Genomic DNA, 17,587 nt, shown 5'->3' on the forward strand with positions numbered 1-17,587 from the left:
CTGCGCGGCCCCGTAGGGTCGGCGCATGACCACACCCGAGTTCATCCGCGCGATCAGGACGAGCGGCGCGGGGCACCGGCTGCTCCTGCTGCCCGGTGTCACCCCGTGGTCGTCGACGACCGGGGCCGGGTGCTGCTCGGGCGCCGGGCCGACACCGGCCGCTGGTCGGTGATCGGCGGGATAGCCGAGCCGGGGGAGCAGCCCGCCGAGACGGCGGTGCGCGAGGTGTACGAGGAGACGGCCGTGCGGTGCCTCCCCGAGCGGGTGGTCCTCGTCCAGATGCTCGAACCGGTGACGTACCCGAACGGCGACGTCTGCCAGTTCCAGGACATCACCTTCCGCTGCCGCGCCACCGGCGGCGAGGCCCGGGCCGCCGACGGGGAGCTGCTGGAGGTGGCCTGGTTCGCGCCGGACGCCCTGCCGCCGCTGGAGCCCTTCGCCCTGGACCGCGTACGCCGCTCCCTGCGCGAGGACCCGACCTGGTTCGAAGCGCCCACCGGGACCGGGCAGTAGCCCGCAGGGAGCTCAGCCCGCCGCCCGGCGGTAGAGCTCCTGCGCCGGAGCGCCCATGACCGCGCTGTAGGAGACCTCCGGGACCGTGCCGCCGCCCTCGTGGCCGCCGAGCACCCCGGCCAGCGCCCCGTCCACCAGCCAGGGGCTGCCGCTGGTGCCACCGCTGAGGGCGGGGCAGCCGATCCGGCGCTGGGTCGCGGAGAACAGGCTCGTCGTGTTGGCGCAGCGCAGCGGGGCGTCCAGGGTGCTCGGGTAGCCGAGGACGGTCACCGTCACGTCCCGCGGCTGCCCGGCGGCCACCGGGAAGCCGCCGACGACGTCCTCGACGGCCCGGGTCCGGCTCCCGTCGGCCGGCTCGACCGTCGCGAAGGCGATGTCCTCGTCGGGGTCCTCGCCCCGCGTCCAGCCCGGGGCCGTGTACACACCGGTCAGCCGCCACAGCCCGTACGGGGCCTCGCCGTCCCGGTAGCCCGGGGCGAAGACGGTGGTGTCCGGATGCCCGAGACAGTGCGCGGCGGTGGCGATCACGTCCCGGCCGGCGCTGTGCACCACGGAGGCGGTGCAGAAGTGCCCGCCGCCCGTCCCGCCCGCGAACAGCGCGCCCACCCGGGCGGAGGTGGCATCGGGCTGGGCCCGCACGGTGACGCCGAGCGGGGGCGCCGCCTCGGCTTCGGGGAGGTCCAGGCCCAGCAGGGCGGCCATCGAGGTCAGCGCGAGCAGGATCCGCGCCGCCCGCCGGGCGCGGGGACGACCGGCCTGCCGGGGGAGGGTGCGAGGGATCATGCCCCCGAGCCTCCCCGGCGAAACTGTGACCGGAGCCCCGTACTCCGTATGAATCCGCTGTGAATCGGAACAGCGGCAGCGCAGGGCCGCGCCGGTCTATGGACGCCGCGGACGGTTTCCGGACCGGCTGTTGTGCACCGCGGAGCGTGATCGCCGGGCCCGCCCGCGCCTAGCCTCGCCGCAGGAGCACGAACGAGGGGCGGTACCGAGTGAACTGGCTCATCCACGACTACCGCGAGAGCGATCTCGCGGCGGTGGTCCATCTGATAGACACCACGGCCGAACTGGGCCAGGAGTCCGTCTTCTCGCTCGCCGAGTGCATCAGCGCCCTCACCGACCGGCAGCCCTGCGTGGTCGCCGTCCACCAGGGCGTCCCCATCGGCGCGGCCCTCGCCTGCGTGACGGGGGAGCGGGCCTGGGTGATGCGGATCGCGATCGCCGCCGGATGGCGCGGCCGGGGACTGGCCAGCGCCCTGCTCGTCGAGCTGGAGCGGCGCCTGATCGCCGCCCGCGTCGGCCGGATCGCCTACGTCCTGCCCGAGGAGGACCTGCTCGGCGAGGGCCTCCTCAACGCCGGCTACACCCGGCAGCCCGCCGTCGCCTACTTCGAGAAGACCGAGCCCCTGCACGGACCGGCGGCCGGACTCCTCGACGACCTCGGCGGCCGTTTCCTGCCCAACGACCTGTGGGCCAAGGTCGCCGGCATGGAGAAGGAGAAGGACCTCATCGAGCGGCGCGTGGTGCTCCCGCTCGCCGAGCCGGAGCGGGCCGCCTCGCACGGAGTGCGGCCGCCGCGCGCGATCACCCTTTTCGGGCCGCCCGGCACCGGCAAGACCACCTTCGCCCGGGCCATCGCCTCCCGGCTGGGCTGGCCCTTCGTGGAGCTCCTGCCCTCCCGCCTCGCCGACGAGGGGAACCTGGCCGCCGCGCTGCGCGACGCCTTCGCCCGGATCGCCGAGCTGGAGCGGGTCCTCGTCTTCATCGACGAGGTCGAGGAGATCGCCCCCGTGCGCACCGAGCCCGCGCAGCCCGGCGGCATCCACGGGGTGACGAACGAGCTGCTCAAGCTGATCCCCGGCTTCCGGGAGGGCGACGAGCGGCTGCTGGTCTGCGCGACCAACTCCATCCGCTCCCTCGACCCGGCCTTCCTGCGGCCCGGCCGCTTCGACTACCTGATCCCCATCGGCACCCCGGACGCCGGCGCGCGCGCCGCGATCTGGTCGCGCTACACGGCCGGGCGGGCGGACGTGGACGTGGCGGCGCTGGTGGCGGCCACCGAGCTGTTCACCCCGGCCGACATCGAGCACGCCGCGCGGATCGCGGCGCAGGTCTCCTTCGAACGGGACCTGGAGGCGGTGGGCGCGCGGGGCGCGGCGGCCGCGCAGCTCGGGGCGTCCACGGCGGACTACCTGGAGGCCGTGGCCCAGTGCAGGCCGACGGTGACCCCGGCGATGACCGGGGAGTTCCAGGCCGACATCACCGCGCACGCGCGGTTCTAGGCTCCGTCCCCCGGTTGCGGCGGGGGACGGGAACGCGAAACGGCCCGCAGCCGCTCCCCAAAGCGGCTGCGGGCCTCCCGCGCGGACTCGGCATCCGTGCGGGACGGCCACGCTCCGGTTGGGGGTGTCGCCGGCTGGAACGTGATGCGCAGGGGTGCCTGAGGGCGTCCTGCACGCCCTCGTCAACGTCTTCGAGTCAACCAGCGGGGCGGGTGTCCGGGCTTCGGCCGGACGGCCACATCCGCCCCGGCCGGAAGGACCACGCCGGCCGCGCCGCCCTGCTACCGGGGGCAGCGGTACGTGAACTCCGCCGCCGCCGTGCGCCGCACGGGCGAGAGCAGCTCGACCTCGGCCCGCGCCGGGTAGCTGCCCGTGCCCTGGAAGGTCCACAGCAGGTGCAGCGTGGCCTCCCCGCGCCCGCTGGGCACCCGCTCCGTGAGCTGCTCCGACCGGGTGCCGTCGCTGCGGATCCAGCGGTAGGTGAGGATCCCCGGGCGCCCGTTGGTGCGTACGACGGCCACCACATCGGCCGCCGCGTCACAGCCGGGGCCCCGCGGGTCGGTGGCCACCGACAGCTCCCGCACCTCGATGCCGGGCCCGAACCGCTGCCAGCCCAGGTACCCGAGGACCGCGGCCAGCACCACGGCGGCCAGGGTGTAGCGCCGCCAGCCGCCGCCCGCGCGCCGCGCGGCCGGCGCGGACCCGGGCGGCCCGGGCAGCACGGGGAACGGCGGGGGCATGGCCGCCGTCACCCCCGGCCCGAACCGCAGCACGGACCCCTCGACCCGGTCGGGCGCCGCGTCCGCCGGCGGCGGCGGGCCGCTGAACCAGTGGCTGCCGAGCACGGTGGCGCTGTACTCGTCCTCGTCGGGGCCCTGCGGGGCGCGCGGATCGCTCATCGCGGGGGCTCCTGGGTCTGCTGGGTCTGGCAGCGGTACAGCAGGGTGGAGGCGGAGGCCGAACCGCTCGCCGCGGCCGGATTGGTCGTGACCCGGACCCCGCCGTAGCAGCCGTGGCCCCGGCTGAAGAGGTGGGCCTGGGTCACGGAGGCTCCGGAGCCGGCCTGGACGACGACGGTGTCGGTGCCGTCGGGAACGGAGTAGGCCCCCTGCGTGCTGCCGAGGAACCACTCCAGTACGACGGTCACCGGCCCGCTCCCCTGGGCCGCCACCGAGACGGTGGCCTCGCCCCGGTAGACCCCGGGCTTGAGCGAGACGCCGATCTTGGTCACCCGCAGCGTGGGGGAGGGCGTCGGGGTCGGGGAGTGGCTCACCGTCGGCTTGGGCGTCGGGCTCGGCCAAGGGCTCGCGCTCACCGAATGCGAAGGCGTCGGTGTCGGTGTCGGGGACGGCGAGGGTGAGGCCGACGGGGACGCCGAGGGGCTCGCGGTCGGCGAGGGGGAGGCGGAGGCGGACGGTCCGGGCGCGGGCGACGCGGACCCCGGCGGGGCCGCGCTCGTGGTGGCGAAGGTGCTGAGCGCCGAGGCCGCGGGCGGGGTGCCGCCGGCGGCGTCCGTGGTCAGCACCAGCACCGCCCCCAGCACCAGCGCCAGGCCCGTCGCGAGCCAGCCGCCGCGCCCGGGGGCCCAGCCGCCGCCGACGGAGGTCGTGGCCACCGCCGTGGTGCCCGCCGCCGCGGCCCCCGCCGAGGGGAACAGCAGCGGCAGCAGCGCCGCCAGCGCGGCGAGCTTGCGCTGCCCGCGCTCCTCCCAGTGCGGCCCGTAGGCCGCCAGCGCCACCGCCTCCAGCTCCGCCACGAAGGCCTCGGCGTTCTCCGGCCGCTGCTCCGGCCGCTTGGCCAGACCCCGCCGGATCAGCGGGCGTACCGGCTCGGGGGCCTCGGTCTCCGGCACCGGGGCCTCGATGTGCTGGACGGCGAGCTCCGCGAAGTTCGCCCCGTCGTAGGGCTTGCGGCCGGTCAGGAACTCGAAGAAGGTCGCGGTGGCCGCGTACACGTCGGCCGTCGGCGAGGCCGGCTGCCCCTGCCACTGCTCGGGGGCCATGTAGGCGGGGGTGCCCGCCACCCCGGGGGTGGTGCCACGGCCCGCCGCGATCCCGAAGTCCACCAGCTTGGAGGAGCCGTCGGGCGCCACCAGGACGTTCTCCGGCTTGTAGTCCCGGTGGACGACACCGGCCCGGTGGGCCGCGGCCAGCCCGAGCAGAGAGCCCTTCAGCACCACCAGCGCGGCCTCGGCACCGGCCGGGCCCTGCTCCCTCAGCAGCGCGCGCAGGGAGATCCCGTCGACCAGCTCCATCACGATCGCGGCGCCGCCCGGCGCCTCCACGTACTCGTACAGGCGCACCACGTACGGCGATCCGAGCCCGCCGAGCAGCCGGGCCTCGGAGCGGAACTCCCGCACGAAGGCGGGGTCCTCGCGCATCCGGTCGCTGAGGTACTTCACCGCGACGGCCGTGCCCGTCCCGTCGTGGACCGCGAGCACGACCCGGCCGCTGCCGCCCGCGCCGAGCTCACGGACCTCGGTGTAGCCGGGTACCGTCCAGCCGTTGCCCATCCTGCGCCCCCGTCCGTGGCGTCGCCGGCCCCCGGCGGGCCGGCCGGCCGGTCTCCCCGGCCGGCCGTCCGCCGGGCTGTCCCTCCCGGGGACGGCTTTTGCGCCACGGCCGGTTCCCGGCCCACGGCGTGTCCCGGAAGGTGGTCAGGCCGCGGCGGACACCGCGCCGATCATCGCGTGCAGCCGGTCGGCCGCGGCCCGCCCGAAGGCCGGGTCGTTGATGTGGGTGTCGTAGTCGTAGAGCCGGGCGGCGCTCCCCCTCAGCCCCTCGCGCAGCGCCGAGAACAGGGCCCCGTCCGCGCCCGGGTCGTGGTACGGACCGTCCGGCGCGCCGAGCGTGGACAGCCCGCGCAGCGGGACGCAGACCGCCGTCGGCCCGGTCGCCACGCGCAGTTTGGCGGCGACCCGGCGCCCGAGCTCCGCACACTCGGACTCGGTCGTACGGATCACCGTGATCGAGGGGTTGTGGACGCGGACCCGCCGGTAGCGGGCCTGTTCGGGCAGGGTCTCCAGCGGCCCGAACTTCACCATGTCCAGCGCTCCCAGGCTCACCACCTGCGGGATCCCGGCCCGCCCGGCGGCGGTGAGCCGGTCGGGGCCGGCGCTGAGGATGCCGCCGCACAGGTCGTCGGCGAGTTCGCTCAGGGTCAGGTCCAGCACCCCCGCGAAGACCCCCTGCCCGGCCAGGGTCTCCAGGGTGCGGCCGCCCGTACCGCTGACGTGGAAGACCAGGACCTCGTAGCCCAGCTCGTCCAGCCGCTCCCGGGCCGCGTCCACGCCGATCGTGGTCACCCCCGCCATGCTCGCCGCGACCAGGGGCCGCGAGCCCGCGCCGAGCCGGGCCGGCCGGCTGCGGTCCAGCGCGGAGCGCGCGAAGCCCTTGGCCATCCCGGCGACGGCCTCGACGGCGTTGGCCAGCACCGGGGCCGAGATGCTGTTGATCCCGGCGATGTCCACCACGCTGTACATCATGGTGATGTCCGAGGAGCCGACGTACGGGGCCACGTCCCCGGACGCCATCGACGAGACCATCACCTTCGGCACGCCCAGGGGCAGCGCCCGCATCGCCCGGGTCGCGATGGAGGTGCCCCCGCTGCCCCCGATCGCGAGCACGCCGTGCAGCCGGCCTTCGGCGTGCAGGCGTAACAGGGTGGCCTCGGCCCCCCGGGCCATCGTGGTCACGGCCGCACCCCGGTCGGCGGTCGCGCGCAGGTCCGACAGTTCTTCTCCGGCGGCCCGGGCCACCGCTTCGCGGGGCACGTCCGCGGGTACGCGGGGTTCTCCCATGATCCCCGTATCGACCATCACCACTTCGACGCCGGCGCGCAGCAGCCTCTCGCGCAGCCAGCCGTACTCGACACCCTTGGTGTCCAGGGTTCCCACCAGCACGACGTTCGTCATCTGTGCAATGTCCACGCAGGTGGGGTTTGTTGGCAAGTAAAGGTCGGGTCAATCGGCCAATAGGATCAGCAACCGGTCCAGAAATGGAATTTGACCGATCATCAGTTTTGTTCGCGCCGCCGGGGGAGCGAACCAGGCCACCCGGTCCAGCTCCGGGAACTCCCGCTCGGTCCCCGAGTGCGGGGGCCACTCCATCGTGAAGGTCCCCGGCACCGTCAGCGCGGGGTCGAGGTCCGCCTCCACCGCCCAGACGGTGACCAGCTTCCCGCTGCTCAGCCGCACCTCGCCCAGCGGCAGGTACTCGCCCTCCGGCGGTGGAACCCCCAGCTCCTCGGTGAACTCCCGGCGGGCCGCGTCCCGGGGCGCCTCGTCCGGCCCGTACTCGCCCTTGGGGATCGCCCAGCCCCCGGCGTCCCGCCCGGCCCACAGCGGCCCGCCCATATGGCCGAGCAGCACCTCCACCCCGTGCTCCCCGGCCCGGCGGAACAGCAGCAGGCCGGCGCTCCGCCGGTACCTCTTCGCATCCGTCACGGGGCCATACATGCCCCGTCGGCCGGCCGCCCAGCGGTCGCCGGCCGTCGGTCGTCAGTGCGGGTGCGGACCCTCGCGGTGCACCGGGCCGTGGGCGTCCGCGCAGTGCGGGTCCGCGCCGTCCGGATCCTCGCCCGCCCGGCCGACCGAGAGCAGGGTGTCCTGGACGTGGTCCACCTGGAGGGTGGTGTGGGTGATCCCGTACTCCTTCGCCAGCAGCTGCTCGAGATCGCGGCGCACGGCGTGGCAGTCGCCCGCCGGCTCCACCAGCACGTGCGCGGAGAGCGCCGCCTGCCCCGAGGTGATGGTCCAGATGTGCAGGTCGTGCACCTCGGTCACGGGCGGCTGACCCACCAGGCGGTCGCCGACCGCGTCCGGGTCCACGTGCGCCGGCGCGGCCTCCAGGAAGATCCTCCCGGACTCCCGGACCAGCCCGTAACCCGCCTTGACCATCAGCACCACCACCACGAGCGTGGCGATCGCGTCGGCCTGCACGAAACCGGTCGTGAGCACGATCAGGCCGGACACCGCCGTCCCGATGAAGGCGAACAGGTCGTTCAGGATGTGCTGGTAGGCGCCCTCCACCGCGAGCGAGGACCGGTTCGCCCGCGAGATGCACCAGGCCGCGGCCACGTTGACCACGATCCCGGCCAGCGCCGTCACCAGCACCAGCCCGCCCTCCACGGGCGGCGGATCCAGCAGCCGCCGCACCGCCTCGTACGCCAGCCAGACCGCCAGCAGCAGCAGGGTCAGCCCGTTGGCCTGCGCGGAGAGTATCTCCGCGCGCTTGAGGCCGTACGTGAACCCGCCGCGCGCCGGGCGCGCCGCCAGCCGCATCGCGACCAGCGCGAGGACGATCGACACGGCGTCCGTCAGCATGTGCGCGGCATCGGAGATCAGGGCCAGCGAGTGGGCCATCACACCGATGACCACCTCGACGGCCATGAAACCGCCGATCAGGGCGAGCGCGATCGCCAGCCAGCGGCGGTCGGCGTCCGGGTCGACCCCGTGACTGTGCCCGGCGTGCCCGTGGCCGCCGTGCCCGTGCGCGTGGTCGTGCGCGTCCTCGTGACCGTGGTCGTGCCCGCTCATGGCTTCCCCCGTTTGTTCGGTTCCGACGCGTGAAGTGAAGCGCACCGCGACGAGATCGGCAAAGGCTGCAACGGGGACCGTTGTCATTACCCATAAGAACCGCCTGACCTGCGGTGATGGTGGTTATGCCGGTTGCTGCGGATCGTGGGAAAATCTGTCCATGGTCCAGCGGCCCGGTGCGGCGACCGCGCCCGAACTCGTCCTGGAAACCGCCAGGGGCTCCACCGAGATGAGCCCGGGCCGGACCTACCACGTCGGCCGGGACCCCCTCTGCGAGATCTGCCTCGACGACGCCCGCGTCTCCTGGCACCACGCGCTCCTGCGCCCCGACGGGGACCACTGGACCCTCGAGGACGAGGGCAGCACCAACGGCACCTGGGCGGACGGCCACCGCGTCCATGAGTGGACCGTCGGCCCCGGAAGCGAACTGCGGTTCGGCAGCGCACAGGACGGCCCGCGCGCCCTCCTCGTGAGCCGTACGCCGCCCCGCGCATCCGCGTCCCGCCCCTCCCGGGTCTCCCACCCGGCCATGACCGGCACCTTCCGCCGCCCCACCAGCATCCGGCCACTGCCCGCCAGGGCCGCCCTGCGCATCGGCCGGGACCCGGGCAACGACCTCGTCATCGACGACCTCGTCGTCTCCCGCCGGCACGCCGAACTGCGCGCCCTCGCCGACGGCACGTACGAGATCGCCGACCTCGGCAGCCACAACGGCACCTACCTCAACGGCGCCCGCGTCGAAGCCGCGCCGCTCACCGAGGGGGACATCGTCGGCATCGGCCACTCGGCCTTCTGCCTGGTCGGCGACCAGCTCCAGGAGTACACCGACACCGGCGAGGTCTCCCTCGACGTCCAGGACCTGGCCGTCGCCGTCGACCACGGCCGCAAGACCCTCCTCGACCACGTCTCCTTCCCCGTCGGAGCCAAATGCCTGCTCGCCGTCGTCGGCCCCAGCGGCGCCGGGAAGTCCACCCTGCTCGGCGCCCTCACCGGACTGCGCCCCGCCGACCACGGCACCGTCCTCTACGACGGCCGCGACCTCTACCGCGACTACGCCGAACTGCGCGGCCGCATCGGGCTCGTCCCCCAGGACGACATCCTGCACGCCCAGCTCACCGTCCGCCGCGCCCTCGCCTACGCCGCCGAACTGCGCTTCCCGCAGGACACCGGCAAGGCCGAACGGCTGGCCCGGGTAGACGAGGTGATCGGCGAACTCGGCCTCGGGCAGCGCGCCGACCAGCCCATCCACAGCCTCTCCGGCGGCCAGCGCAAACGCGTCTCCGTCGCACTGGAACTGCTCACGAAACCCTCCCTGCTCTTCCTCGACGAACCCACCTCCGGCCTCGACCCCGGCATGGACCGCTCGGTCATGCACATGCTGCGCGGCCTCGCCGACGACGGCCGCACCGTCATCGTCGTCACCCACAGCGTCCTCAGCCTCGACGTCTGCGACCGGCTGCTGGTCCTCGCCCCGGGCGGCCGCGTCGCCTGGTTCGGACCCCCCGAGGAGACCCTCGGCTTCTTCGGCTTCACCCAGTGGCCGGAGGCCTTCGAGGCCTTCGAGAACCAGCAGGGCCGGGACTGGGCGGGCGAGTACGAGGCCTCCCCCCAGCACCGCGCGTACGTGGCCGGCGCCGGCCGTCGCCCCCGCGCCGAGGCCGCCGCACCGCCGGGCCCGGCCGGCTTCGCCGCCCCGCCGCCGAAGGCACAGAGCTGGGGCTCCCAGCTGTCCACCCTGATCCGCCGCTACGCCACCGCGCTCAGCGCCGACCGCACCTTCCTCGCCATCATGATCGCGCTGCCGTTCGTGATGGGCGCCATGGCCCGCGCACTGGCCGGGAGCGCCCTCACCCAGGAGACCGCGATCAACGCCCTGCTCATCCTGTGTGTCGGCGGCGTCCTGACCGGAGCCGCCAACGCGGTCCGCGAACTGGTCAAGGAACGGGTCATCTACCAGCGCGAACGCGCCGTCGGACTGTCGAGGTCCGCCTACCTGATGTCGAAGGTGGCGGTACTGGGCGCGATCACCGTGGCCCAGGCCGTCGTCCTGACCCTCGTCGGCCTCTTCGGGGTGCGGCTGGGCCCGCCCGGCGCCACCGGGGTCTTCCTGCCCCCGCTCGCCGAGATCACGGTGGCCGTCGCCCTGCTGTCCTTCACCGCCATGATGCTCGGCCTGCTGGTCTCCGCCCTGGTCAGGAAGGAAGAGGTCACCATGCCCCTGCTGGTCCTCCTCGCCATCGTGCAGGTGGTCTTCTGCGGGGCCCTGCTCCAGCTCGACGGGGTACCGGTCATCGGGCAGCTGGCCTGGCTGGTGCCCTCCCGCTGGGCGCTCGGCGCGATGGCGGGCACCGTCGACCTCGGCCGGATCGTGCCCGGCCCCCTCACCGACGATCCGCTCTTCGCCCACTCCGGCGGGGTCTGGCTGCTGGACGTCGGCATGCTGGTGGCCCTGTCCCTGCTGTTCGGACTGCTGGTCGCGCGGCTGCTGCGGCGCCACGAGCCCGCCGTCATGCGGAAGTAGGCCGGCGCCATGACCGCCTCCGCGGAGCCCGGCACGGGCTTTCGCCCCACCCATGTGGTCCCGCAGGACGGGCTGCCCGCCTGGGAGGCCCCCGACGTCTCCCGGCCGACCGCCCCCCTGGACGCCTTCCTCCCCGTCCAGCTGCTGTCCCGGCGCGGCGAGTGGGGGGAGATCCTGTGCGCCAACGGCTGGTCCGCCTGGGTGGACGGACGGCTGCTCGTGGCGGTGCCGCAGCCTCCGCCGACCGCGGGCCGGCCCCTCGAGCGGACCGAGGACCCCGAACCCCTGCTCACCCGCACGGCCGACACCCTCGAGCGCTACCGGCGGGCCCTGCGGGAACTCACCCCGGACGCCGCCGCCACCGAGGGCTTCCGGCGGGCCGTACGGGGCCTGCGCGCCGGGATCGTGATCGACGGCGAGTCCGTGTGGCTCTACGAAGAGACCGCGGGACGGTGGCTGTACGCCGACGGGAGCCGGCCGGTCACCTACGCGGTCGTCTCGGGGCCGGGTGCTCCGCCCGCGCCGGAGCCGCCGCCGCGGGACGCCGGCACCGGGGCAGTGGCCGACGTAAGGGAAACACCCCACGAGCCCACGCGCATCGCCGACCCGCCCGAGGCGGGAGCACGCTGATGGGAGCCTTCGACGCACCGGGCGGGCCGGCCTCCGCACCGATCGGCGGGCAGATCGCCGGATACCTGCTGGAGGGCGAGATCGGGCGCGGCGGGATGGCGGTCGTCTACCGCGCGCGCGACCTGCGGCTGGACCGGACGGTGGCGCTGAAACTGCTGGCCCCCGAGCTGGCCCGCAACGACACCTTCCGCCAGCGGTTCGCGCACGAGTCGAAGGTCGCGGCCGCCATCGACCACCCGCACATCGTGCCCGTCTTCGAAGCGGGGGAGGCGGACGGGCTGCTCTACATCGCCATGCGCTACGTCGCCGGACAGGACCTGCGGGCCCTGCTGGACCGCACAGGCCCGCTGCCGGTGGAGACGGCCGCCCGGATCGCCGGCCAGGTGGCCTCGGCGCTCGACGCCGCCCACGCACACGACCTCGTCCACCGGGACGTCAAGCCCGGCAACGTCCTCGTCGCCGAGGGCACGGACAGCGAGCACCCCGAGCACGTGTACCTGACGGACTTCGGCCTGACGAAGAAGTCCCTGTCGCTCACCGGGTTCACGAGCGTCGGACAGTTCGTCGGGACGCTGGACTACGTGGCGCCCGAGCAGATCGCCGGGAAGCCGGTCGACGGGCGCTGCGACGTGTACAGCCTCGGGTGCGTGGTCCACGAGATGCTGACCGGCGGCCCGCCCTTCCGGCGGGACGACGACATGGCCCTGCTCTGGGCCCACCAGTACGACCCGCCGCCCCCGCCCTCCGCACGGCGGCCGGAGCTGCCGCCGGCGGTGGACGAGGTGCTGGCGAAGGCCCTCGCGAAGGCACCGGAGGACCGGTGGGGGACCTGCCTGGAGTTCACCGGCGCGCTGCGCCGTGCGGGCGCCGGGGCACCGCAGGAGCCCCGGCGCGCCCGGCCGGGGGAGGCGGACCAGGGCCCGCCGCCCCCGCCGCCCCGCTGGGCGCTGCCAGTGTTCCGGGGGCCGCTGCTCCGGGGGCCGCGCTAACGGGGCCTCGCCGGTCCCCTTCGGGGGCGGGCCAGGAGGGCGCCGAGGAAGCCGGCCACCGCGCCCCACAGGAGCGCGAGGCCGGTGGTGCGCCAGAGGTGCGGGGTGAGCTCGACCTTGCCGCCGAGGCCGGCCGCGTCGCCGATGCCCAGCAGGGACAGGCCGAACTGGGCCTGGACGCGGGCCAGCAGACAGACCGTCAGGGTGCCCAGGGCCAGGGCCACCGCCAGGTGCAGCGCGTGCTGCCAGGGCCGGACGTGCGCGGGGGAGCGTACGGCGGCCAGGACGCCCGTGGCGAGCAGCAGGACGGCGGCCACCACGACCAGCCACCAGGCGCGGGAGTCCCGCTGCGCGAGCGAGGCCACGTCGACGGTGCTCAGGTCGGGGCCGCGCAGCAGCCGGTCCAGCACCTGCGGCATCGGGAGGCCGAAGGGCCCCTCCGCCCTGCCCTGCCAGGCGCCGCCGAAGCCCACGGTCAGGGCGAGCCAGGCCAGGTTCGGCAGGCCGAGCAGGAGCACGGCCAGGGTGCGAGCGGCGTGGCCCTGGGTGGCGGCCACCACCAGGGCGACACCGATGCCCAGGACCACGTACGCGAGGAGCAGTACGGCCGTCGCGTGCGCGGCCGGGCGCACCGCCGTGTGGAAGCGGAGCAGCCCGGCCGGGAGCGGCGTACGGCGGGAGACCAGCAGGGCGATCAGCAACAGGCCCAGGATCCACAGCAGTCCGAACAGGAGCGTGGCGGGCAGGTCCGCCCGGAAGCCCACCGTGGGGGCGGAGTCGAGGAGTTCGCCGATCTCCCCGAGGGGCGAGTCGCCGGTGGACAGGCCGAAGGTCCGGCGGGCCAGGAGTGCGAAGAGGGTGAGCAGGGCCAGCCACAGTACCGCCGACCGGGCCGCCCGGGCGAGGAGTTCGCGGGGCCGGGCCACCGCGTGGTGGCGCAGGGGACGCAGGAAGAGGCACCCGGTGGTGAGCGCGCCGGCCAGGCTCACCGAGAGCGGGAGTACGGACAGGCTCGCATCGGCCCCGGCCAGCAGCCCCGCGCCACCGGAGACCTCGACGCAGCCCCCGGCCGCCATCACGACGACGGCGGCGACCACCCGCGGGAACGCCCCGCCGGGCAGATCGCCCGCTCCGGCGAAGGCCAGCCCGGCAGCGGCCACCGCGGTCATCACCGCGAAGCCCGCCAGAACGGCGACGAGGGCGTCGCGCCAGGCCCTCGCGGAGGTACGGCTCACCCTGCAACGGTAGGCACCCCCGGCTTGCGGCCACCACCCGGGCGACGCACACAATGGTCCGCAGGAGTGCCGGAAATCCCGAAATACGGGGATTCCTCTGCCCGGAAGAGAGCCCGTGACCACGCAACCCTCCGGCGAGCGGCCGCCGCAGCCGAACCAGCCGCCGCCTTCGCCGTTGTCGCCGTCGTCGCAGCCGTCCGGGCGACCCACCGGGCCCCCGTCCGGCCCCCTCTCGGGCGGACGCGGGGAACCCCCGCCGCCACCGGAACCCCCGCCTCCCGGCGGGGGGCCGCCCGAGCAGCCGTGGTGGCGGTCCCTACCCCGGCTGGCCCCGGTGGTCGCCGCCCTGGCGGCGGTGGCGGCGCTGGTGCTGGTACTGACCCGCCCCGACGGGGGCGGGGGCGGCGCCTCCCAGCGGGCCGAGGCCGAGGTCTTCCTCCAGCCGGCCGCCGCTTCCGGGCAGGACCCCTTCACCGAGTCCACGGCGGCGGAGCAGGCGACCCCGCCGCCCGAGAGCCCGCCGCCGGGCACCGCCACCCCCACGGGCCCCACCGGCACCCGCAGCGTCAGCGGCTCCGCGCCCGGGCTCTACGGCGGCACGAAGGACGTCGCCAGCTGCGACGTGGAGAAGCAGATCGCGGCGCTGACCGCGCAGCCCGCCAAGAACGTCGCCTTCGCCTCGGCCCTCGGCATCCGGCCGGCGGCCGTCCCCGGCCACCTGCGCGCGCTGACGCCCGTGCAGCTGCGGACGGACACCCGGGTCACCAACCACGGCTACCGCGATGGCCGGGCCACCGCCTACCAGGCGGTGCTCCAGGCCGGGACGGCCGTGCTCGTGGACGACCGCGGGGTGCCGAGGGTCCGCTGCGCCTGCGGGAACCCGCTGGGCCCGCCGGTGGCGCTGAAGGCCGATCCGAAGCGCTTCGGCAAGCCCTGGGCCTCGTACCGGCCGACGCAGGTGGTGGTCATCGCGCCGTCGGTGACCGTCGTGCGGAAGTTCGTCATCTACGACCACCACGACCGCCGCTGGCTCGAGCGCGACCGCGGCACCGACCCCGAGCCCGACAAGCCCGTCGCGCCGCCGGTCGCCCCGCCGCCGGTCGTTCCGCCCCCGCCCCCGGTCTTCGTCCCGCCGTCGGAGGCCACCCCGTCGGTGACCACGCCGCCACCCTCCGCCCCGGCCCCCGAGACCGGCACCCCGACCGCGACCGGGACCCCGACGGACACCGGCACGGCCACGCGGTCCTCGAAGCCGCCGGCCCCGCCCGACAAGCGGACCGCCACGCCGTCCGGCCCCGCCACGTCCAGCCCGCCGCCGTCCTCTCCCGCCGCGTCCCCCGCCACTCCCGGCGGGGGACCGCGATCACCCCGTCCGTAGGGACGCGGGGGTCGGGGGCTGAACTCGCCTCCCGTTCCTCAGTGCTTGCCGGGGCGGCAGAACTTGTCGAAGGCGCTCTGCGCTCCGGCCAGGAAGCCCTGTGCGTAGGCGTCTTCGACGGCCTGTTCCTGGGCGGTGAGGTTGGGGTGCTTCTTGTGCTTCGCCGGGGAGCCGCAGGTCTCCTTGGCGGCTTCCTTTCCGGCCTTGACGCCGTCGTCGAAGCCCTTCTTGCGGGCCTTCCTGATCTCGTCCTTGTCCTTCTGCAGCTGGTCCTTGTCGGCCTTGACCAGCTTGCAGTTGAGGAAGCCGCCGGTCGCGGGCAGGACGACGAAGTCGGTGGTGGGCTTCTGGAAGCGCTTCACCAGGAACGTCCCGTCGGGCCCGAGGTTCAGGTCCACGGTGCTTTCGCCGTCGTTGAGCTGGAGCGCGACGTTCGTGTCCCAGCCACTTCCGGAGATCGTGACGCTCAGCCCGTTGGCGGCGGGTTTCACCGTGCAGGTACCGAGGGCGGGGGCGGCGGTTGCTGTCGGAGCCAGGGCGGCCATGCCACCCGCGAGCAACGAGCAGGCGATCACAGAGGTGACGGTCGTACGGCGGCTGCGCCGGTTCATGGCGGTGTTCCTCTCTTACGGTCCTCCGCCTCTGCGGAGGTGTCGACTTGGGCAGTCGTCAGGTGCGCGGGACCGCCAGGACGCCGAGGGTCTGCGCGTTGTTACCGGGATTCGGGTCGCCTTCCACGCTGATGGTGGCGTGAATGGCACCAGGGCCCGCGCTCTTCACCATGGCGAGGAGCGGGATCTGCCCCTTTGCACCCTTCGGGAGGTTGCCGCCGGTGCAGTGGAAGCCGGTGCCCGACGGCGCGCATTGCATGCCGTTGAAGGTGCCGGACTCGGGGGGCCGCCGCATGGTGATGGAGCCGGAGGTCTGGACGTCGACGGAGACGCCCTTGGCGTCGGCACCGGAGTTGGAGTAGTTGATCCAGTAGTTGCGGTTGGTGCCCGCTGGCGGGTTGGCCTCGCCGTCGATGGCCCCGATGGCGACATCGGACGGGGCGTTGGGGGAGCCGGCCGATTCGACGCACTTCACGTTGGACCGGAGGTGACTGGGGTAGTGGCCGAACGGCAGGTCCGCCTTGGTGTGGGTCACGACCGAGGCGCAGTAGGCGACGCCGGGCCGGATGCCGGCATTCACTGTGACGACCTTGGTCCGGTTCACACTGGGTATCTCGCCGGACAGCGGGATGTTCCGCCGTGCTGTGGCACCAGTGCCCTGCGGAATCAGGTCGAGCGTGTGGCTCTCGTCCGTCGTGTTGCCATCCCGGAACGTTACGGTGACGTCGGGAGCGTCCAACGTGACACTGATCAGGCTCGCAGACCTGTCGTCGACGGCGGGGGCGGGTGTGGCCAAGCCGAGCGCCAGTCCGCACGCAATCCCTCCCCCGACCGACGTCCGGTAGATCCACCGCAGACGTGTCTTGTCTGTCATGGGAGTCCCCATTCGGAGACGGATGGGATGATCCAATTGTCCGCTCGGGCACGGACCCCTGCAAATCGTGGGCGGGGTGCCGGGCAGCCCGTCGCGGCGGCCTCGGCACCCCACCGGTGTACAGGTCAGCGGACGCGGCCGTACATGTTCGGGTTGTAGTTGGTGAAGGTGGAGACGCGGACGTTCCTGCCGGGGCGGGGGGCTTCCAGGTACCGGTCGCCGTCGAGGTAGATGGCGACGTGGTGGATCCCGGAGGCCGATCCGTTCGAGCTCCAGAAGACCAGGTCGCCGCGGCGCAGTTCGGAGCGGGAGATCGGGGTGGTGGCCCGGTACTGGTCGTCCGCCACGCGGGGGAGGGAGATCCCGGCGTTCCGGTACGCGGCCTGGACCAGGCCGGAGCAGTCCCAGCCGTGCGGGCCGTTGCCGCCCCAGACGTAGGGGTCGCCGAGGTGGCCGTTGGCGAAGGAGATGGCCGCCTCGGTGCCCTGGCGGACGGGGGTGCCCGAGCCGGAGGAGCCGGAGCCGCTGGAGCCCGAGCCCGAACGGCCCGTGTTGCGTTCGTACTTGTCCTTGTGGCTGGTCCAGCGCCACCGGCCCGTGGAGTCCTGGTACCAGTACACGCGGTCCGTGGCGTCCCAGCCGGCCCGGCCCCGGAAGGTGGGCTCCGAGGTCGGGGGCGACGATGAAGCCGAGGTCGACGAGGAAGAGGCCTGGCCCGAACGGCCCGTCCTGGCGGCGTACTTGTCGTAGTGCGAGGTCCAGCGCCACCAGCCGGTCTCGTCCTGGTACCAGTACTTCGAGCCGTCCCAGCCCGCCTGGGCCGGCGCGGGCTCGGCCGATGCGACGCCCGCGCCCGCGCCGGCCAGCAGGGTGGCGCCCACGGCGGCGACCAGCGCTCCGCGCAGGGCGTGCCGGGGACGGTGTCCGGGGTGGCCGGCGAGGGCGGTGGCGCCGCCCGTACAGGCAGTGCAGTCGCAGCCGGCGGGTATCTCTTCGGTGAACTCGGGTGTGCGCATGG

Annotated in this window: 15 protein-coding genes and 1 pseudogene; 6 read left to right on the forward strand and 10 right to left on the reverse strand. The window is 74.4% G+C overall.

Annotated elements, in window-relative coordinates; all coding sequences use genetic code 11:
* Positions 1 to 25: 25 nt before the first annotated feature.
* Positions 26 to 513: pseudogene (locus tag OOK34_RS25930) on the forward strand (NUDIX domain-containing protein).
* 12 nt (positions 514 to 525) lie between these two features.
* Here OOK34_RS25930 and OOK34_RS25935 read toward each other — a convergent pair.
* Positions 526 to 1,296: a serine protease gene (locus tag OOK34_RS25935; RefSeq protein WP_267036261.1), complete on the reverse strand. Its 771-nt coding sequence runs from the start codon at positions 1,294 to 1,296 to the stop codon at positions 526 to 528.
* A gap of 209 nt (positions 1,297 to 1,505) precedes the next feature.
* Here OOK34_RS25935 and OOK34_RS25940 point away from each other — a divergent pair, with 209 nt between their 5' ends.
* The gene (locus OOK34_RS25940) at positions 1,506 to 2,795 is read left to right on the forward strand and encodes an ATP-binding protein (RefSeq protein ID WP_267036262.1); all 1,290 of its coding nucleotides are present in this window, start codon (positions 1,506 to 1,508) and stop codon (positions 2,793 to 2,795) included.
* A gap of 281 nt (positions 2,796 to 3,076) precedes the next feature.
* Here OOK34_RS25940 and OOK34_RS25945 read toward each other — a convergent pair whose 3' ends face one another.
* The 5 genes from OOK34_RS25945 to OOK34_RS25965 all read right to left on the reverse strand — a co-directional run bounded on the left by OOK34_RS25945 (position 3,077) and on the right by OOK34_RS25965 (position 8,331).
* The gene (locus OOK34_RS25945; protein WP_267036263.1) at positions 3,077 to 3,694 is read right to left on the reverse strand and encodes a hypothetical protein; all 618 of its coding nucleotides are present in this window, start codon (positions 3,692 to 3,694) and stop codon (positions 3,077 to 3,079) included.
* Positions 3,691 to 5,307 carry a serine/threonine-protein kinase gene (locus OOK34_RS25950; RefSeq protein ID WP_267036264.1) on the reverse strand — a complete coding sequence of 539 codons (1,617 nt, stop codon included), beginning with the start codon at positions 5,305 to 5,307 and terminating at the stop codon, positions 3,691 to 3,693. Before OOK34_RS25950 ends, OOK34_RS25945 begins: the two co-directional genes overlap by 4 nt.
* A gap of 144 nt (positions 5,308 to 5,451) precedes the next feature.
* On the reverse strand, positions 5,452 to 6,708 hold the full coding sequence (locus tag OOK34_RS25955) for a Tm-1-like ATP-binding domain-containing protein (RefSeq protein ID WP_267036265.1): 1,257 nt from the start codon (positions 6,706 to 6,708) through the stop codon (positions 5,452 to 5,454).
* Between the two features lie 48 nt (positions 6,709 to 6,756).
* The gene (locus tag OOK34_RS25960; protein ID WP_267036266.1) at positions 6,757 to 7,239 is read right to left on the reverse strand and encodes an NUDIX domain-containing protein; all 483 of its coding nucleotides are present in this window, start codon (positions 7,237 to 7,239) and stop codon (positions 6,757 to 6,759) included.
* Positions 7,240 to 7,293: 54 nt separating this feature from the next.
* Positions 7,294 to 8,331, reverse strand: coding sequence for a cation diffusion facilitator family transporter (locus OOK34_RS25965; RefSeq protein ID WP_267036267.1), 1,038 nt, complete (start codon positions 8,329 to 8,331; stop codon positions 7,294 to 7,296).
* Between the two features lie 160 nt (positions 8,332 to 8,491).
* On the opposite strand from OOK34_RS25965, the gene OOK34_RS25970 reads away from it, so the two are divergent.
* Genes OOK34_RS25970 through OOK34_RS25980 form a run of 3 tightly spaced genes read left to right on the forward strand, consistent with a single transcriptional unit; the run spans position 8,492 to position 12,471 of the window.
* On the forward strand, positions 8,492 to 10,852 hold the full coding sequence (locus tag OOK34_RS25970; protein WP_267036268.1) for an FHA domain-containing protein: 2,361 nt from the start codon (positions 8,492 to 8,494) through the stop codon (positions 10,850 to 10,852).
* A gap of 9 nt (positions 10,853 to 10,861) precedes the next feature.
* Complete coding sequence (locus OOK34_RS25975; protein ID WP_267036269.1) at positions 10,862 to 11,482, forward strand: hypothetical protein; 621 nt, start codon at positions 10,862 to 10,864, stop codon at positions 11,480 to 11,482.
* Positions 11,482 to 12,471, forward strand: a complete 990-nt coding sequence (locus OOK34_RS25980) for a serine/threonine-protein kinase (RefSeq protein WP_267036270.1) — start codon at positions 11,482 to 11,484, stop codon at positions 12,469 to 12,471. Before OOK34_RS25975 ends, OOK34_RS25980 begins: the two co-directional genes overlap by 1 nt.
* Here the strand turns inward: OOK34_RS25980 and OOK34_RS25985 are convergent.
* Positions 12,468 to 13,706, reverse strand: coding sequence for a streptophobe family protein (locus OOK34_RS25985; protein ID WP_267036271.1), 1,239 nt, complete (start codon positions 13,704 to 13,706; stop codon positions 12,468 to 12,470). The genes OOK34_RS25980 and OOK34_RS25985 overlap by 4 nt on opposite strands.
* Positions 13,707 to 14,040: 334 nt before the next feature.
* On the opposite strand from OOK34_RS25985, the gene OOK34_RS25990 reads away from it, so the two are divergent.
* The gene (locus OOK34_RS25990; protein WP_267036272.1) at positions 14,041 to 15,084 is read left to right on the forward strand and encodes a DUF6777 domain-containing protein; all 1,044 of its coding nucleotides are present in this window, start codon (positions 14,041 to 14,043) and stop codon (positions 15,082 to 15,084) included.
* A 38-nt stretch (positions 15,085 to 15,122) separates the two neighbouring features.
* Here the strand turns inward: OOK34_RS25990 and OOK34_RS25995 are convergent, their stop codons facing one another.
* The 3 genes from OOK34_RS25995 to OOK34_RS26005 all read right to left on the reverse strand — a co-directional run bounded on the left by OOK34_RS25995 (position 15,123) and on the right by OOK34_RS26005 (position 17,585).
* On the reverse strand, positions 15,123 to 15,695 hold the full coding sequence (locus OOK34_RS25995) for a hypothetical protein (RefSeq protein WP_267036273.1): 573 nt from the start codon (positions 15,693 to 15,695) through the stop codon (positions 15,123 to 15,125).
* A 58-nt stretch (positions 15,696 to 15,753) separates the two neighbouring features.
* Complete coding sequence (locus OOK34_RS26000) at positions 15,754 to 16,569, reverse strand: hypothetical protein (RefSeq protein WP_267036274.1); 816 nt, start codon at positions 16,567 to 16,569, stop codon at positions 15,754 to 15,756.
* A gap of 125 nt (positions 16,570 to 16,694) precedes the next feature.
* Positions 16,695 to 17,585, reverse strand: a complete 891-nt coding sequence (locus OOK34_RS26005; protein WP_267036275.1) for a C40 family peptidase — start codon at positions 17,583 to 17,585, stop codon at positions 16,695 to 16,697.
* Between the last annotated feature and the right edge of the window lie 2 nt (positions 17,586 to 17,587).

The sequence above is a fragment of the Streptomyces sp. NBC_00091 genome, assembly GCF_026343185.1.
Taxonomy (GTDB): domain Bacteria; phylum Actinomycetota; class Actinomycetes; order Streptomycetales; family Streptomycetaceae; genus Streptomyces.

Coding starts and splice junctions, on each gene's coding strand:
- OOK34_RS25935 (WP_267036261.1), bottom strand. CDS start 1,296: ATGATCCCTCGCACCCTCCCCCGGCAGGCCGGTCGTCCCCGCGCCCGG.
- OOK34_RS25945 (WP_267036263.1), bottom strand. CDS start 3,694: ATGAGCGATCCGCGCGCCCCGCAGGGCCCCGACGAGGACGAGTACAGC.
- OOK34_RS25950 (WP_267036264.1), bottom strand. CDS start 5,307: ATGGGCAACGGCTGGACGGTACCCGGCTACACCGAGGTCCGTGAGCTC.
- OOK34_RS25955 (WP_267036265.1), bottom strand. CDS start 6,708: ATGACGAACGTCGTGCTGGTGGGAACCCTGGACACCAAGGGTGTCGAG.
- OOK34_RS25965 (WP_267036267.1), bottom strand. CDS start 8,331: ATGAGCGGGCACGACCACGGTCACGAGGACGCGCACGACCACGCGCAC.
- OOK34_RS25970 (WP_267036268.1), top strand. CDS start 8,492: ATGGTCCAGCGGCCCGGTGCGGCGACCGCGCCCGAACTCGTCCTGGAA.
- OOK34_RS25975 (WP_267036269.1), top strand. CDS start 10,862: ATGACCGCCTCCGCGGAGCCCGGCACGGGCTTTCGCCCCACCCATGTG.
- OOK34_RS25980 (WP_267036270.1), top strand. CDS start 11,482: ATGGGAGCCTTCGACGCACCGGGCGGGCCGGCCTCCGCACCGATCGGC.
- OOK34_RS25995 (WP_267036273.1), bottom strand. CDS start 15,695: ATGAACCGGCGCAGCCGCCGTACGACCGTCACCTCTGTGATCGCCTGC.
- OOK34_RS26000 (WP_267036274.1), bottom strand. CDS start 16,569: ATGACAGACAAGACACGTCTGCGGTGGATCTACCGGACGTCGGTCGGG.
- OOK34_RS26005 (WP_267036275.1), bottom strand. CDS start 17,585: ATGCGCACACCCGAGTTCACCGAAGAGATACCCGCCGGCTGCGACTGC.